Below are 16836 nucleotides of genomic sequence, written 5' to 3'. Positions count from 1 at the left end.
CTCTTTTTTTTTAAAATTAAATTTTTAAAATTATTATAAATCAAAACGATCTAAATTCATCACTTTAGCCCACGCTTTCGCAAAATCGGTAACAAATTTTTCTTTGGCATCGTTTGCTCCATATACTTCACATACAGCTCTTAATTCTGTATTAGATCCAAAAATTAAATCAGCTCTTGTTCCAGAAAATTTCATAGCTCCAGTTTTTCTATCTCTACTAATAAATTCTCTTTCATCAGCATTTACAGCCTCCCATGTTATAGACATGTCTAAAACGTTTGTGAAAAAATCATTGGTTAAAACACCTACATTATTTGTAAAAACCCCATGCTTAGAATTATCATAGTTAGCACCAAGAACTCTTAAACCACCAACTAAAACAGTCATTTCTGGAATAGTTAACGTTAATAAATTTGCTTTATCTATAAGTAAATCTTCGTCTTTAGCGTCTACATTAGCATTTTTATAATTTCTAAAACCATCTCCAACAGGCTTTAAATAATTAAATTGCTCAATATCTGTTTGTTCTTGTGATGCGTCACCTCTTCCTTGTACAAAAGGGATAGAGATGTCATAACCAGCTTTTTTAGCCGCTTCTTCAATGGCTGCACCACCTGCTAAAACAATTAAATCTGCTAGAGAAATCTCTCCGTCAAATTCTGCTTTAATTTTTTTGTAAACTGCTAGTACTTTATTTAATTCTTCAGGATTGTTTACCTTCCAACTGCGCTGAGGTTCTAGTGCAATTCTAGCACCATTTGCACCCCCTCTTTTATCAGAGTCTCTATAAGTAGACGCAGAAGCCCAAGCAGTTTTTATGATTTCTGTTGCAGATAAATTAGAAGATAAAACTGCTTTTTTCAAACTTCCTATATCAGCATCACTTAATTTGTAAGAAACTTTAGGTACTGGATCTTGCCAAATTAATTCTTCTTCAGGAATTTCTGGGCCAACATATCTGTCTTTAGGTCCCATATCTCTATGTGTTAATTTAAACCAAGCTCTAGCAAAAGCATCTTCAAAAGCTTTATGGTCTTCATAAAATTTTTGAGAAATTTTTAGATACTCTGGGTCAGTTTTTAAGGCAATATCTGCAGTAGTCATCATTAAAGCTTGTGTACCGTTTCCGCCAGCTCTAGGAGCTCTTTTCGGGTTAGAAGATTCTTTTGGAGTCCATTGATGAGCACCGGCAGGACTTTTTGTCAATTCCCATTCATAATTTAATAGTACATCAAAATAATCAGCATCCCATTGAATAGGGTTTGGAGTCCAAGCACCTTCAATACCAGAAGTAATAACATCATCTAAGACACCCGTTTGAAAAGAATTTTTCCATCCTGTACTCATTTCTTCTATTTTGGCACCATGAGGCTCAACACCTACATATTTGTTAGGGTCTGCAGCACCATGCGCTTTACCAAATGTATGTCCGCCAGCAACTAAAGCTACAGTCTCTTCATCATTCATAGCCATTCTTCCAAAAGTTTCACGAACATCATGAGCAGATTTTAAGGGGTCCGGATTTCCATCAGGTCCTTCAGGATTTACATAAATCCACCCCATCATAACAGCAGCTAATGGGTCTTCTAAATCTCTTTTTAAAGGATCTTTTACCCCATCATAACGTGCAGCATTTTCACCCCATTCTGTTTCGCTACCCCAATAAATATCTTCTTCAGGTTGATAAATATCTTCTCTACCACCAGCAAATCCAAAAGTTGGAAAACCCATTGACTCTAAGGCAACATTTCCTGCCAAAATCATTAAATCTGCCCAAGAAAGCTTATTTCCATACTTTTGTTTTATTGGCCATAATAATAAGCGAGCCTTATCTAAGTTTCCGTTATCTGGCCAGCTATTTATTGGTGCAAATCGTTGATTTCCAGTTGCAGCACCACCTCTACCATCTCCAACTCTATAGGTACCTGCGCTATGCCATGCCATACGAATCATTAATCCGCCGTAATGACCATAATCTGCAGGCCACCAGTCTACAGAATCTGTCATTAATTTAGTTAAATCTTCTTTTAAGGCTTCATAATTAATATTCTTAAAGGCTTCAGCATAATTAAAATCCTCTCCATTAGGGTTGTTCCTTGTATCATGCTGACGTAAAATATTTAATTTTAATTGGTTTGGATACCAATCTCTATTAGTTGTTCCAGCTCCAGCAGTTTTCTTTTGACTGCCACTCATAAATGGACATTTTGCAGCGTCTTCAATGTTGTAGTTTTCTTTGTTACTCATGTGTAGTTGTTTAATATTACCTCAAATTTACAATATATTATCATATCATTTTTATCTATATTTTTTATTTTAAAATAAGTATTAGTTATGTTTATTTTAAATTGCTGTATATCAGTTATTTGTTTTTATTTTTTGCTTGTGTTTATCATATATTGAAAAATCTTATTCTTTAATAAGTTTTTTCTGTTTTTTTTGGTTTTAAAAGGACTGAAAAGCTAATAGTTTTGCAGTATTAAAACAAATAAATAAATCAAAAAAATAAAAAAAAATGGCAACACTAGTTGGTAAAAAATTCCCAGACTTAAATGTAGACGCAATGAACGAAATGGGAGATACATTTAAATTAAATGTATTAGAAGAAGCAGTAAATAACAAGAAAAAAGTACTGTTATTTTGGTATCCAAAAGATTTCACATTTGTTTGTCCTACAGAATTACATGCTTTTGAAGCTGCTTTAGGAGAATTTGAAAATAGAAATACAATTGTAATAGGAGCATCATGTGATACACCAGAAGTACATTTTGCTTGGTTAAGCACTCCAAAAGATAATGGAGGTATAGAAGGTATTACATATCCAATCTTAGCAGATAGTAATAGAAATTTATCATCTACCTTAGGTATCTTAGATATTACTAAAGAAACTTACAATGAAGATACAGATACTGTACAGGTAGAAGGTGATAATGTAACGTATAGAGCTACTTATTTAATTGATGAGGAAGGTACTGTTTTTCATGAGGGGGTAAACCATATGCCTGTGGGTAGAAATGTAAATGAATTTTTAAGATTGATAGATGCTTACACTCATGTACAAGAGAAAGGTGAAGTTTGTCCTGCAAATTGGGAGGAAGGAAAAGACGCAATGTCTCCAAATGCAAAAGAAACCGCAGCTTATTTAGCTACTCACTAATAATAAAATAGAATTATGGTAGAAGAATTAAGTCAAGACAATTTATCAGATATTGTTTCCAACAATAAGAAAGTAGTTGTACAATTTTCTGCAACTTGGTGCGGAAACTGTAGAATAATGAAACCGAAATTTAAGAAATTATCAACAGAAAATGAAGCTGCAGTTTTTGTAATTGCTGATGCTGAGAAATTTCCTGAAAGTAGAAAGTTAGCTGACGTTAGTAACCTACCAACTTTTGCAACTTATGTTGATGGTAAATTTGTAAATCAAACTCAAACTAATAAGTTTGATGTTTTGAAAGAGTTAGTATCTGAAATTCTTTAATAATCATTTTATACTTTAAATTAAATAAGATTTAAAAACTTATGAAATTACCTGTAATTAAACACTTAACTAATTTTATCGAAGAGAACGATCAAGATTATGTGTTAGAAACTATAGAAACATTAGAAGCTCTAACAGAAGTACCGTCTTTAAAAGATGAAGAATTGGATGTTATAGGTGAATTAATTTCTAATTTATACGGAGCTGTAGAAGTTGATAAAATGATTAAAGAAGGAACACCTAAGAAAGAGGCATTAAATTCTTTTATGAAAAGAGTTTTAGGCTCCATCGATGCTTAAATGCAATTTAGTTAAATATTGATTATAAGCCCCATGTTAATGCTTGGGGCTTTTTTTATTTAGTGATGTGTTAAAGATTTGATGATTTTAGAATGTTGAGGAAACTGATTAGATAATTCGTCATATGATGGTAATATAAAATCTCTAAAATCAAAACCAGGAGAAACTGTGCAGCCAACAAAAGAAAATGAATTTTGCTGTAAAACTTCTGCGGCAAAATAATATTGGGCAGGAACGGTATATTGAAAAACTTCATGATTTTTAAAATTGCTACCAATTATTACAAATGAATATTTTCCATTAGGAGCTATAAGATGCAGTTTTAAAGCGGTTCCACTATAGAAATGCCAAATTTCATCTTGATTTATCTTATGAAACGCAGAGTATTTGTCTGATGTTAGTAAAAAATAAATACTGGTACAATAGTTTCTGTCTCCAACAAATTGGTTACCTAAATGGCTTGATGAAATTTTTTCTTTACTCCTGTAAACTTCTTTATAGTAACCACCCTCTGGGTGCTCTTGTAACCCAAAGTTATGTATTATTTCTTTTGCATCCATTTGTTAAAACTTCTAGTGTGTATTATAAAATTAGCCATGTCTTTGCCCCAAACTTGATAAGAAGACTTAGAAGGATGGACACCATCACTAAAAAAAGTATTAAGATCACCTTTTTGATTAAATTTTGCTTTCCAAGTTTCTAATGTAATAATATCATTATTGTAATATACACCGCTTTTCTTTTTAACTCTTCTATTTAATCGATCACCAAAAATCTCTACCAAATTACCCACTACAAATTTTATACTTTTTGTAAAAGCAGGAAATTCTTTTATTGGAGGCATATTTGTAAAATATATAGGTGTTTTAGGAAATTTTTTCTTTAATTGTTTTATTAAAGAATTAATTTGAAACATCCATAGACTTGGTGAGTTTAGTTTAAAAGCATCATTTGCTCCTAGGCCAATAACAATTGCATCAGCATTAGATTCCTCTATTTTAGGCAATAACCTTAGACGAACCAATCTTGCAGTATAACCGCTTTTAGCGTAAACCCTCCATAATACAGAAATGTTTTTTTGATTAGAAATTTCTTTGGCTAAAGCACCAGTAAACCCGTTTTTATGAAAATCAACACCAACACCGGCAATTGTGCTTTCTCCAATAGCAATCAATTTTAGTGTTTTATCAGTGTTCAAATTGATAAAACCCTTTGCTTCTTTCGCTTCAGGCAGTCTAAGTGCTTCTTTTTTTATCTTTTTACCTTGAAAAGCTATTATCGGTAAAAGAGGTAAAGAAATAATTGAGCCAAAAAAGTATTTTAAATTCATTGTGTATCATTTTTTAACTCATTTACTTTTTTAATAATTGCTTTTAAGCGTTCTTTATTACGTTGTTTTTCAAGCTTTACTTTATTGATTTTTTGATTCATCAATTTAGTGTGTTTTGCCTTGTTAACAGTATTTTTTTCTTTTCCTTTTTTAGGCATCCTATTTTCTTTTAAAGTACCACCAATTCATATCTCTTGTTAGTTTGTATCCTAATTTTTCATACAAGGGTATTGCTAGATTGCCTTTATTTGTATGGAGTATAGGTGATTTTTTATTATTTAGAATATCCTTAGTGGTATGAGAGATTAATTGTTTTGCAAATCCTCTTTTTGTATGTTTTGGATCTGTAACTACAGAACTAACCTCAATAAAATCATTTGTCTGCATTCTTTGGCCAGAGATAGCTACTAATTTATTGTCTTTAAATATACCAAAGAATTTACCCATTTCAAATCCTTTTTTTTGATAAAAACCGGGCATTACTTTCCAAATCAATTCATAGACCATGTCTATATGTTTATGGTTAAGTAGTATAATTTCTTCAGTAATCTTGTAATCAATAAAATTGTCTAAAACCATTTGACAGCCATCAATTTTCTTTTCTAAAATAATTTTCTTCTCATCATACGTAGGTATTTGATTTTCAGAAACTAAAAAGAAAGTATCCGTTAAATTGGCATAATTGTTTAATGCTTTTTCAGTTTTAGTTTGATCAATAAACGCTCCAAAATTATTGATAATAGGGTTGTAAAATGTAACTCCATTTAAATTGATACAATGTTAAGAATGGGATTCTTGTAAAGAATAAAATACAGGATTTTTAAGTTTATCTTCTAAAGTTACCATTACATTATGTATAAAATTTATAAAAAAAAAGCTCGCCAAAAGCGAGCTCTAATATAGATATTGTTGCTTTTAAGCTAACATAGTTACAGGGTTTTCTATAAACGTTTTTAGAGTTTGTAAAAACTGAGCACCTACAGCTCCGTCAACAGTTCTGTGATCACATGTTAGTGTTAAGTTCATAATATTACCAACAACTATTTGTCCGTCTTTAACTACAGGTTTTTGTACAATAGCACCTACAGATAATATTGCAGAATTGGGTTGGTTTATAATAGATGTAAAATTATTTATACCAAACATTCCTAAGTTAGAAACAGTAAATGTACTTCCTTGCATTTCTGCAGGAGCTATTTTTTTGTTTCTAGCTTTACCAGCTAAATCTCTAACAGAAGCACCTATTTGTGTTAAACTCAATTGGTTTGTATGTTTAATTACAGGTACTAACAATCCTTCGTCTACAGCTACAGCAACACCAACATTAATGTGGCTGTGGTATATAGTTGTGTTTTCGTTCCAAGATGTATTAACTTGTGGATGCTTTTGTAAAGCCATTGCACAGGCTTTTACAACCATATCATTAAAAGATACTTTTACATCTGGTATAGCATTGATAGTTTTTCTAGAAGCTATAGCAGCATCCATATCTACTTCAATATTTAAGCTAAAGTCAGGAGCAGAAAATTTAGAATTTCCTAAAGATTTTGCAATTGCTTTTCGCATTTGCGAATTTTTAACTTCTTCAGATTTTTCTTCACCGGCAGCAACAAAACTTTGTGCAGCAGGAGCGGTGACAGTTTCTTTAGCTTTAGCAGCAGGAGTGTAGTTTTCTACATCCTTTTTTATAATTCTACCATTTTCTCCAGATCCAGCAATATCAGTTAAGTTAAAGCCTTTATCTTCTGCAATTTTTTTAGCTAAGGGAGATGCAAATACGCGTCCTCCTGAGTTGTTTGTAGAAGGATTAGAAGAGTCTTGAGACGATTCTTTAATTGCTTTTTCCTCTACTTTCTGCTCTGTTTTTACTTCAGATTTATTTTCTGATGAACCACTTTCAACAGCCCCACCATTGGCTACAATTGCTGAAACATCTGTTCCTTCAGGTCCAATAATTGTTAACAAGCTATCTACAGGAGCTGTTTCTCCTTCTTGCACACCAATATGTAAAATTGTTCCTTCATAGAAACACTCAAACTCCATTGTTGCTTTATCTGTTTCAATTTCTGCTAAAATATCACCCTCTTCAACTTTATCTCCAACATTTTTTAACCAAGTAGCAACTGTACCATCTGTCATGGTATCACTTAAACGAGGCATAGAAACAACGTTTACACCATCAGGGATGGCAACAGAATCTACTTTTTTATCATCAGAAGTAGTAGATTTTTCTTCTTTGGTTTCTTGTTCTGTTTCTGCTTTAGCAGGTGTACTATCTCCATTTAATAATCCAGAAATATCTTCGCCTTCTTCACCAATAATGGCTAATAATTTGTCAACAGGAGAAGTTTCACCTTCTTGGATACCAATGTGCAATAAAGTACCTTCATGAAAAGATTCAAATTCCATTGTAGCCTTATCGGTTTCAATTTCTGCTAAAATATCACCCTCTTCAACTTTATCTCCAACTTTTACTAACCATTGTGCCACAACACCTTCTTCCATAGTGTCGCTTAAGCGTGGCATATTTATAACTGTAGCCATATTTTAACTTATAAAAGGATAATCTTCTTGTTCATAAACCATATCATATAATTGTTGAGTTTCTGGATATGGAGATTCATCTGCGAATTTTTCACATTCTTTAACCATACCTTTCACTTCTTTATCGATTGCAGAAATTTCATCTTCTGTTGCATATCCTTTTTCAAGTATGATATCTTTTACTTGTGTTATTGGATCGATTTTTTTGTATTCTTCAACTTCGTCTTTTGTTCTGTAGTGTTGTGCATCAGACATTGAATGACCTCTGTATCTATATGTTTTCATTTCTAAAAACGTTGGTCCGTCTCCGCGTCTTGCTCTTTGAATAGCCTCATCTACTGCTTCTGCAACTTTAATTGGGTTCATAGCGTCTACAGGACCACATGGCATTTCATAACCTAAACCTAATTTCCAAATATCTGTATGGTTTGCAGTTCTTTTTACAGAAGTACCCATTGCATAACCGTTATTTTCACAAATAAAAATTACAGGTAATTTCCATAACATTGCTAGGTTAAATGCTTCGTGTAAAGATCCTTGTCTCGCAGCACCGTCTCCAAAACAGGTTAAGGTAACACCATCACTACCTTTATATTTGTCTCCAAAAGCAATTCCTGCTCCTAATGGAATTTGTCCACCAACAATTCCATGCCCACCGTAGAAACCAAATTCTTTAGAAAAAATGTGCATAGAACCACCCATACCTTTAGAAGTACCAGTTGCTTTTCCGTACAATTCTGCCATAACACGTTTAGGATCTTCTCCCATACCAATTGGTTGTACATGATTTCTGTAAGCAGTAATCATTTTATCTTTTGATAAGTCCATTGCATGTAATGCTCCAGCTAAAATAGCTTCTTGACCATTGTATAAGTGCAAAAAACCTCTAACTTTTTGTTGAATGTAAACAGAAGCAAGTTTGTCTTCAAATTTACGCCAAAAAAGCATGTTTTTGTACCAATCTAAGTAGGTTTGTTTGGTGATTTTTTTCATTATAATAATTATTGTTTGTTTTAGAAATAACTAAAAATAAAATTTTAACTATTTAGAAACGCAAAAATAACTGTTTTGAGTAGAATAAAAAAACGTGAATGGGATTTTAAACAAATAAAAATTACTTGTTTATTTGTCTTTTGCAACAAGTAAAGTAGCTTTTGCACCAGTGGCTAGATTCCACTCTTTTGATGAAATTAGCATTCCATCGTCATTATATACCTTAAAAGCAGCTGTGTTTGGACCAGAAGTGCCTTGATTTAATGCTTTAAAAGCAATTTTATTAATGCCAACCTGTAACGGAATTGAAAATTTTTGATAGCTCTGTTGAAGTATGATATTTGTTACGACAGGTACATCATTTACATATATTGTAATTCTGTCTCCATCAGGATATTGAAAGTCTCTACAGATAATATTTACACTTTTAGAGTTTGTTCTTATACTACCTAAATCTTGATCTATTTTAGGATAAATAAATTGCCCATTTATTTTTTTAAAGGCTTTTAAAAAACGCTCTTCGTTTATTTTTTGTTTCGTTAAAATTCCTTTATTGTTCAGTGCGTTTTGCGCTTGTTGCCTTTTTAATTTTTCTTGCTCTTTTTGGTACGCGCTTTTAAATCCATCATTATTATTTGGTGTAATAGATGTAGGCTTTTTTACCGCTTTAGAATTTTTTAAAGAAATAGACTTAATTTTTCCTTTTTCTTGATTACCATTATTACTATCTAATTGTGCATTGGCCTGAAATGCTATTAGGGCTATAATGCAGGATAAAAAAAAATTTAATTTTAAATTCATATCAAAAAACTATTCATGCAATAGTAAACAAATATAATGCCGATTTTTAATGAAGTCGTTTTAGTTTTGTTAAAACTTACTATTCAATAGGAAAATTAAAATATGTTTTTGGAAAAGGTTCGTTTTTTAAAGTAAAATGCCACCACTCATTATTATATGGGGTAAACCCATTCTTTATCATAATATTTCGAAGAAGAAGTCTGTTTTTTTGTTGCTCTTTAGCGATATTTTTGTAAAAAGGATGTGATTCTTTCCCAAAAAAATCATAAGGACTCCCCATGTCTAATTCTTTACCTGTTTTAGTGTCTATTATTGTTAAATCTACAGTGCTTCCTCTTGTGTGTCCTGATTTTGAAGCAATAAAACCTAAAGAGAATAATTTTGATTTTGGCACATCTGGATAGTATTCTTTTTTCATTAAAGTATCATCTAAAATTCTAGCCCATTTTACAAAATGATTCACAGCTTCTTGTGGTCTATAGGCATCATAAATTTTTAAACTCAGCCCCTGTTTAACAAGTTGTTGTTGAATTTCTTTAAGTTGTAATGCTGCTTTTAGGGTAATAATTATACAATTCTTATGATATCCATCTATAGGTTTTCCTATAAAATTATTGTTACTAAAATATCTAAGTTCAGATTGAATACTTTTATCAACATCATTAAGATAGACAAAACCTTTTGCTAATTTTTGAGCTGTTAGACTGTAAGAATAGAGTAATAGAAGAATTAATAGTTTTTTCATTCTTGTAAAAATACAAAAACCTTTTACAAATCGTCATAATTTTTATCTGATAAAATTTATAAATAATTGGTTTTGAGATAGGAATAATTAAGAATTTTCTAAGAAAAAAAAGAACTAATTTTGTGTGGTTAAATTTTACAAATGAAACAAACGACTAACACAATTTTAATGGTTCGCCCTTCAGGTTTTAGGAAGAACGAGCAAACTGCGGTAAACAATTTTTATCAAGAAGATATTGCTTTAGAAAACGCAAGAATTAACGAAAAGGCACAACAAGAGTTTGATGATTTTGTAAAAAAACTGAAAGAACATGGTATTGAGGTAATTGTTGTTGCTGATGATAAATCTACAGACACTCCAGACTCAGTTTTTCCAAATAATTGGATTTCTTTTCATGCTAATGGTACCGTAGCTATATATCCAATGTTTGCTGAGAATAGAAGGTTAGAGAGAAGAGAAGATGTTTTAGAAGAGATAGAGAGTAAAGGTTTTATTATTAATGAAATCATGGATTATACAGCTGCAGAAGATGAAGGTTTTTTTCTAGAGGGTACAGGAAGTATGGTTTTAGATAGAACGCATAAAAAGGCGTATTGTGCATTGTCTCCTAGAGCTAATGAAGAGTTGCTTATTGAATTTTGTGAAGATTTTGAGTATACACCTATTATTTTTGCTGCATACCAAACCGTAGGAAATAAAAGAGAATTGATATATCATACTAATGTTATGATATGTGTTGCAGATGCATTTGTTATTGTTTGCTTGTCTGCAATAGATGATAAAAAAGAGCGTAAATCTTTATTAAAACATTTTAAAGAAGATGGTAAAAAGGTAATTGACATTTCAGAAACTCAGTTAACGCAATTTGCAGGCAATATGCTTCAAGTGGAAAATGATAAAGGAACGTCTTTTTTAGTTATGAGTGAATCTGCACACCTCAGTTTAACCACTTTTCAAAAAAAACAAATAAACCAATATTGTACTATATTATCCAGTTCTTTAGAAACGATAGAAACTTGTGGTGGTGGAAGTGCTAGGTGTATGATGGCAGAGATTTTTCTACCTAAAAACGTGTAAAAGGCTATTTTAAAGCTTCGTTAATTACAATTCCGTTTGTGCTATTTGGAGCTTCAATTTGTAATAAATTTGCAATTGTAGGGGCAATGTCAGTAATATTATATCTTTTTGAAGACCTTCCTTTTTTAATTCCGTTTCCATAAAAAATTATTGGAACGTGGGTGTCATAAGAATACCCAGACCCATGGCTAGTACCCGTTCTTTCCCTTATTAAAGTAGCTGGGTAAGGTATCATTAAAACATCACCAGATAGTTTTTGATTGTAACCGTTTTGAAGAGAGTTTAAAATTCCTGAAGAAAAATGAGTAGTTTGTAATGTTCTTGCAGTAACAGCTTTGTATATTCCATTAAAATTAAGCACTTCATCTGCTAATTTTTGTGCAACATTATTAACAGAAAACCCTAGAGCTTCAATTTTTTCTTTGTCTAAGAAAATTTGATAATTAGATACGTTTTCTATCAATTCTGTAGAGTTAAAATATTTCTTAGTAATTTCTAGAATAAAGTTTCTAAATTTATTGATGTCAAGATAATGTGCAGCAATTTTTAAAGATTGTAAATAAGCAGGCACGTGAACAGCAGCATGATCTGCAGTTAAGAAAACTAAGTAATTGTCTTTTCCAACTTGTTGGTCTAAAAAATTAAAAAAATTTGCTAAATCTTTGTCAAGTCTTAAATAAGTATCTTCAATTTCTACAGAAGCTGGTCCAAACTTATGACCTATATAATCTGTAGATGAGTAGCTGATAGCTATGAAATCGGTAACATCTGTTTTACCGAGATTTTCACCAATTATGGCAGCTTTAGCAAAATCAGTTGTAAGAGTATTACCAGCAGGAATAGATTTAATTAAATCAAAATTTCCATTTTTAATTCTTAGTTCTTTTAGTTTTTTTGGAAAAGTTGGTGTTTGATTGCCTTTGAAGGTACCTTCAAAAATAGAGTTGTCGGGTCTGCTGTTGGTGTATGTTTTTATATCGTATAAGGTATTCCAAGTTGTGTTTAAATATTCATCAGCATTATTGTTTGCGTTAAAGTTGGTTACCCAATTAGGTAATGTGCTCATATAATAAGAACTAGTAATCCAGTTGTTAAAATTTCCTCCATTATACCAATAGGCTGCAGTTGCAGTATGACCAACAGGTAAAATTGCTGACCTATCTTTTATTGCAATTCCAATTGTTTTTCCGTGTTTGTTTTGTGCCAATTGTAGTTGGTCTGTTACAGTTGTAGTAAATAACCTGTTTGGAGATTTTTTACCAGAGTCACTATTGTCTCCTATAGTGCTGTAATTTTCATCGTCAACACAATAAATCGTTTTTTTTAAAAATTTATCATACCAATTGTTACTAATAATTCCGTGTTCACTAGGTGTTGTTCCTGTGTAAACAGAAGAGTGCCCAACAGCCGTATATGTAGGGATGTAATTATAATGAGCATTTTCTAAAGAAAATCCGTTTTTTAACAGTCGCTTAAATCCATCATCTTCATATCTGTTTTCAAAACGAGTTAAGTAATCGTAACGCATTTGGTCAATAATAATACCTACAACTAATTTGGGCTTAACTTTTTGTTGATTATCCTGTTTACAAGATAACAAGCAAAAAATAGAGAAAAGACTAAGTATTATTTTAAACTTCATAAAAATGTTTTTTAAAAACAATTCATCAAAAGTAATTATTTTTATCTTCAAGTAATCAATTTAACTTTCTATTGATGATATTTTAATACTTTAGCATAAAATTTAATTCTATGAATTATATAGAGCATATTGGTAAATATTTTTTAATGTTAAGCAGGGTTTTTACGAAGCCTCAGCGTTTTAAATTGTTTTATCAAGCTTTTATGAAAGAAGTAGAAGATTTAGGATTAAAATCTTTAGGAATAATTATGTTTATCTCTTTCTTTATAGGGGGGGTAATTGCACTACAAACAGCACTAAATTTAGATAATCCTTTTATACCAGATTCATTAATTGGTTTTGCTGCTAAACGATCTATAATTTTAGAGTTTGCGCCTACATTTTGTTCTATAATTTTAGCAGGTAAAGTGGGTTCTTATATAACCTCTAGTATTGGTACTATGAGAGTTACAGAACAAATAGATGCTTTAGAGGTTATGGGTATAAATTCTTTGAATCATTTAGTTCTACCAAAAGTACTTGCCACCATTTTCTTTTACCCTTTTCTAATTACTCTTGGAATGTTTTTAGGTATTTTTGGAGGATGGACAGCAGGTTATATCTCAGGACTATTTGCAGGAGTAGATTATATAGTAGGAATTCAATTGGATTTTGATCCTTTCTTGCTTGCTTATGCCATTATAAAAACATTGGTTTTTGCTTTTTTAATAGCTACGGTTCCTTCGTATCACGGATATTATGTTAAAGGGGGTTCTATAGCTGTTGGTAGAGCAAGTACACAATCTGTTGTTTGGACAACCATCTTAATTGTGATTGCTAATTATATTTTAACTCAAATGCTATTGACATAGTTTATGATAGAAGTAAAAAATTTACATAAAGGTTTTGGAAAAGTACAAGTGTTGAAAGGAATTGATGCAACATTTCATCCTGGTAAAACAAATTTAATAATAGGACAAAGTGGCTCTGGAAAAACAGTATTTATAAAATCGTTGATAGGATTACATAAACCTGAAAAAGGAACTATTGCATTTGATGGGAGAATAAATACAAAGTTTACGGATGACGAAAAACAACAATGGAGACAAGAAATTGGTATGGTTTTTCAAGGTAGTGCCTTGTTTGATTCTCAAACCGTCCAAGACAACGTTATGTTTCCATTAAAAATGTTTACTAAAAAATCTGAAGAAGAAATGTTAGACAGAGTAAATTTTGTCTTAAAACGTGTGAAATTAAAAGATTCTAATAAAAAGTTACCAGCAGAATTGTCTGGAGGGATGCAAAAAAGGGTTGCTATAGCTAGAGCCATAGTAATGAATCCAAAATACCTTTTTTGTGATGAACCTAACTCTGGACTAGATCCTAGAACCGCAATAGTTATAGATAACTTAATTCAAGAAATTACAGATGAATATCAAATTACCACTGTAATTAATACGCATGATATGAACTCTGTATTGGAAATAGGAGAAAAAATTATTTTTTTAAAAGATGGAAAAAAAGAGTGGGAAGGTACTAGTGAAGATATTTTTAAAACTGAAAATGAGGCTGTTGTAGATTTTGTATATTCTTCAGATTTATTAAAGAAAGTAAGGCAAGCTCATCTTAATCAAACAAAATAAAAAATAGATTTGTTTTTATTAAAATAACTTATATATTTGCACCCGCTAAAACGAAAAAGAAATGACCTGGTAGCTCAGTTGGTAGAGCATCTCCCTTTTAAGGAGAGGGTCCTGGGTTCGAGCCCCAGCCCGGTCACTTTAAAGACTCTCTGCAATTTGCATAGAGTCTTTTTTTTTAGTCTTCATTTCTTTGATTACATTTTTGTGCTTATCTTGAATATTCTATGAGCAAATTTCTTTTAATACTACAAATTATATTTATGATGATGCAAGAAAATATTTTATTTGATTTTAACAAAAACACTAACATCTCAAAATGGAGAATAGTAGATGATGTTGTTATGGGAGGTAAGTCTAGCGGAAATTTTAGATTAAACAAAGAAGGTTTTGGTGAGTTTTCTGGTAAAGTTTCTTTAGAGAATAATGGAGGTTTTTCTTCTTTGCGATATGGTTTTGATAAAAAAAGAATTAGTGAATATTCTAAAATTATTTTAAAAATAAAAGGTGATGGTAAAGCATATCAATTTCGTATTAAAAAAGATAGAGTAGACGCTCATTCTTACATCTTTTCTTTTCAAACTCAAGGAAACTGGGAAACGATAACCGTAGAGTTATCGAAAATGTATCCAGCCTTTAGAGGAAGAGTCTTAGAAATACCAAATTTTTCTTCGAATTTTATTGAAGAGATTGCTTTTTTAATTGGTAATAAAAAAGCTGAAAATTTTCAACTTTTGATAGATAAAATATATTTAGAGTAGTAAAAGAATACTATCTTAAGTGTACTTTTTTGTACCTTCACCAAGATAAAATTATTTTTTGATGGAAGAAGAAACTCACAAAAAACAAGCACAAAACAGTCAAGAAGAGTCAAAAAAAAACCTGCAAAAAGATGCCAAAGGTTTTTTAGAGAGTATAAAACAGTACCTTAAAGAACTTTTAGATTTTAGAGAGGATACAGATCATGAAGCTACACTTCAAGCAATAAAGGCAGATATACCTTTTAAAGGGGCAACAGCATGGGTGTTAATATTTGCAGTTTTTGTGGCTTCTATAGGTTTAAATGCAAATTCTACAGCGGTTGTTATTGGTGCCATGTTAATTTCTCCTCTTATGGGACCTATTTTAGGAATAGGGATGTCATTTGCTTTAAATGATATTGTTACTTTTAAAAAATCCTTGACTAATTTAGGAACAATGATAGGGTTGAGTTTATTAGCTTCTTTTTTGTTCTTTTACTTTTTTCCGTTAAGCGAAGATAATTCTGAACTATTAGGGCGTGTAAGTCCAGATATAAGAGATGTATTAATTGCTTTTTTTGGAGGTTTAGCTTTAATGGTTGCAAGAACTAAAAGAGGTACAATAGCTTCAGTGATTTTTGGGGTTGCCATTGGTACAGCGTTGATGCCTCCTTTATGTACAGCTGGTTATGGATTAGCAAAAGGGAACTGGCAATATTTTTTTGGAGCCTTATACTTATTTACAATTAATACTATTTTTATTGCATTAGCAACATTTATTGTATTAAAACTGTTGCGTTTTCCAATGCATAAATATGCAAATGCTGCCAAGAGAAAACGTTATGCAACTGTAGCTACAATTGTAGGTGTTTCTGTAATGATTCCTGCAATTTTTACATTTATTCGTGTGTTTAATGAGAATCAAATAAATACGCAAATTAATGGTTTTATTAACAATGAAATAAAATCTAACAAGTACTTACAATTGATGGATTGGAGTAGAGACTTAGATAAAAAGGAGATTTCTTTAAACTTTTTTAATGAGGTTACAGAAGCTACAGAAAATGATTTAACTAATGAGTTAGCGGATGCCAAAGAATATCCAAATTTAGAAGGTTTTTCTTTAAAAATTAAAGGGAGTGATACCAAAAGTTTTGCTTTGATTACAAGTGCGTATAAAGAAAAAAGAGAAGAATTATTAGAGAGTAAAAACATCATTGCAGGTTTGCAAAAACAAATTAGTGATTTGCAGGAAACCATAACTTCTTTAAATCAAAGAATAGAGGAAGATGCTCTAAATAAAAATCAGAAGGTAGTTGCTTTTAGTAGAATAGCAAAAGATGCTAAAATTAGATATGTAGATATTGAAGAAATTGGGTTTGCAAGCGTTTTGTCTTCTAAAGATTTTATCAAAATAGATACAATGCCTATAGCAACTATAAAATGGAGTATCAAAATTCCGGATAGTATTGTCAATACAAAAGAAAAAGAACTAAGAAGTTGGCTGCAAAAAGAATTGGAATTAGATACTCTTTTTCTTAAAAGAGAGCGTTAAAGAGGTGTTT

Annotated in this window: 18 protein-coding genes and 1 tRNA gene; 9 read left to right on the top strand and 10 right to left on the bottom strand. The window is 31.2% G+C overall.

Annotated elements, in window-relative coordinates:
- Window positions 1-33 precede the first annotated feature (33 nt).
- A complete protein-coding gene (katG, locus tag DUT90_RS05860) occupies window positions 34-2247 on the bottom strand; it encodes a catalase/peroxidase HPI (RefSeq protein ID WP_114426230.1) in 2214 nt (737 codons plus the stop codon).
- Between the two features lie 268 nt (window positions 2248-2515).
- Between katG and DUT90_RS05855 the strand changes: the two genes are divergently transcribed.
- The 3 genes from DUT90_RS05855 to DUT90_RS05845 are packed head-to-tail and all read left to right on the top strand — an operon-like array spanning window position 2516 to window position 3780.
- Entirely contained in the window at window positions 2516-3157 is a 642-nt protein-coding gene (locus DUT90_RS05855) for a peroxiredoxin (protein ID WP_114426229.1), read from the top strand.
- A 15-nt stretch (window positions 3158-3172) separates the two neighbouring features.
- Window positions 3173-3481 (top strand): co-chaperone YbbN, encoded by a 309-nt coding sequence (locus tag DUT90_RS05850; protein WP_114426228.1) that lies wholly within the window; start codon window positions 3173-3175, stop codon window positions 3479-3481.
- Between the two features lie 41 nt (window positions 3482-3522).
- Window positions 3523-3780: a DUF6952 family protein gene (locus DUT90_RS05845; RefSeq protein WP_114426227.1), complete on the top strand. Its 258-nt coding sequence runs from the start codon at window positions 3523-3525 to the stop codon at window positions 3778-3780.
- A 59-nt stretch (window positions 3781-3839) separates the two neighbouring features.
- On the opposite strand, the gene DUT90_RS05840 is transcribed toward DUT90_RS05845, so the two are convergent.
- From DUT90_RS05840 to DUT90_RS05810, 8 genes are all read right to left on the bottom strand, one after another.
- A complete protein-coding gene (locus DUT90_RS05840) occupies window positions 3840-4340 on the bottom strand; it encodes a cupin domain-containing protein (RefSeq protein ID WP_114426226.1) in 501 nt (166 codons plus the stop codon).
- Window positions 4322-5110: an SGNH/GDSL hydrolase family protein gene (locus DUT90_RS05835; protein ID WP_114426225.1), complete on the bottom strand. Its 789-nt coding sequence runs from the start codon at window positions 5108-5110 to the stop codon at window positions 4322-4324. The genes DUT90_RS05840 and DUT90_RS05835 overlap by 19 nt, the downstream gene beginning before the upstream one ends.
- Window positions 5107-5268: a hypothetical protein gene (locus DUT90_RS13335; RefSeq protein ID WP_181858148.1), complete on the bottom strand. Its 162-nt coding sequence runs from the start codon at window positions 5266-5268 to the stop codon at window positions 5107-5109. The genes DUT90_RS05835 and DUT90_RS13335 overlap by 4 nt, the downstream gene beginning before the upstream one ends.
- 1 nt (window position 5269) lies before the next feature.
- Window positions 5270-5689, bottom strand: a complete 420-nt coding sequence (locus DUT90_RS13485) for a GNAT family N-acetyltransferase (RefSeq protein WP_258848507.1) — start codon at window positions 5687-5689, stop codon at window positions 5270-5272.
- A gap of 336 nt (window positions 5690-6025) precedes the next feature.
- Entirely contained in the window at window positions 6026-7654 is a 1629-nt protein-coding gene (locus DUT90_RS05825) for a pyruvate dehydrogenase complex dihydrolipoamide acetyltransferase (protein ID WP_114426224.1), read from the bottom strand.
- Window positions 7655-7657: 3 nt separating this feature from the next.
- On the bottom strand, window positions 7658-8647 hold the full coding sequence (gene pdhA / locus DUT90_RS05820) for a pyruvate dehydrogenase (acetyl-transferring) E1 component subunit alpha (RefSeq protein WP_114426223.1): 990 nt from the start codon (window positions 8645-8647) through the stop codon (window positions 7658-7660).
- A gap of 129 nt (window positions 8648-8776) precedes the next feature.
- Window positions 8777-9448 carry a hypothetical protein gene (locus DUT90_RS05815; RefSeq protein WP_258848506.1) on the bottom strand — a complete coding sequence of 224 codons (672 nt, stop codon included), beginning with the start codon at window positions 9446-9448 and terminating at the stop codon, window positions 8777-8779.
- A gap of 79 nt (window positions 9449-9527) precedes the next feature.
- Window positions 9528-10193: a M15 family metallopeptidase gene (locus DUT90_RS05810; protein ID WP_181858147.1), complete on the bottom strand. Its 666-nt coding sequence runs from the start codon at window positions 10191-10193 to the stop codon at window positions 9528-9530.
- Between the two features lie 141 nt (window positions 10194-10334).
- Here DUT90_RS05810 and ctlX point away from each other — a divergent pair, with 141 nt between their 5' ends.
- A complete protein-coding gene (gene ctlX / locus DUT90_RS05805; RefSeq protein ID WP_114426221.1) occupies window positions 10335-11270 on the top strand; it encodes a citrulline utilization hydrolase CtlX in 936 nt (311 codons plus the stop codon).
- 4 nt (window positions 11271-11274) lie between these two features.
- Here ctlX and pafA read toward each other — a convergent pair whose 3' ends face one another.
- Window positions 11275-12912, bottom strand: coding sequence for an alkaline phosphatase PafA (gene pafA, locus DUT90_RS05800; RefSeq protein WP_114426220.1), 1638 nt, complete (start codon window positions 12910-12912; stop codon window positions 11275-11277).
- A 110-nt stretch (window positions 12913-13022) separates the two neighbouring features.
- On the opposite strand from pafA, the gene DUT90_RS05795 reads away from it, so the two are divergent.
- The 5 genes from DUT90_RS05795 to DUT90_RS05775 all read left to right on the top strand — a co-directional run bounded on the left by DUT90_RS05795 (window position 13023) and on the right by DUT90_RS05775 (window position 16826).
- Entirely contained in the window at window positions 13023-13763 is a 741-nt protein-coding gene (locus DUT90_RS05795) for an ABC transporter permease (RefSeq protein ID WP_114426219.1), read from the top strand.
- A gap of 3 nt (window positions 13764-13766) precedes the next feature.
- On the top strand, window positions 13767-14534 hold the full coding sequence (locus tag DUT90_RS05790) for an ABC transporter ATP-binding protein (protein WP_114426218.1): 768 nt from the start codon (window positions 13767-13769) through the stop codon (window positions 14532-14534).
- 63 nt (window positions 14535-14597) lie between these two features.
- Window positions 14598-14670: transfer RNA gene (locus tag DUT90_RS05785), tRNA-Lys, on the top strand.
- Window positions 14671-14794: 124 nt separating this feature from the next.
- A complete protein-coding gene (locus tag DUT90_RS05780) occupies window positions 14795-15292 on the top strand; it encodes a CIA30 family protein (RefSeq protein WP_114426334.1) in 498 nt (165 codons plus the stop codon).
- Between the two features lie 61 nt (window positions 15293-15353).
- Window positions 15354-16826: a DUF389 domain-containing protein gene (locus DUT90_RS05775; RefSeq protein ID WP_114426217.1), complete on the top strand. Its 1473-nt coding sequence runs from the start codon at window positions 15354-15356 to the stop codon at window positions 16824-16826.
- The last annotated feature ends 10 nt before the right edge of the window (window positions 16827-16836 follow it).

Origin of the sequence: Polaribacter sp. WD7 (assembly GCF_003335085.1) — a bacterium.
In the GTDB taxonomy this organism is placed as follows: Bacteria; Bacteroidota; Bacteroidia; order Flavobacteriales; family Flavobacteriaceae; genus Polaribacter.
This window is presented reverse-complemented; position numbering and strand designations above follow the sequence as displayed.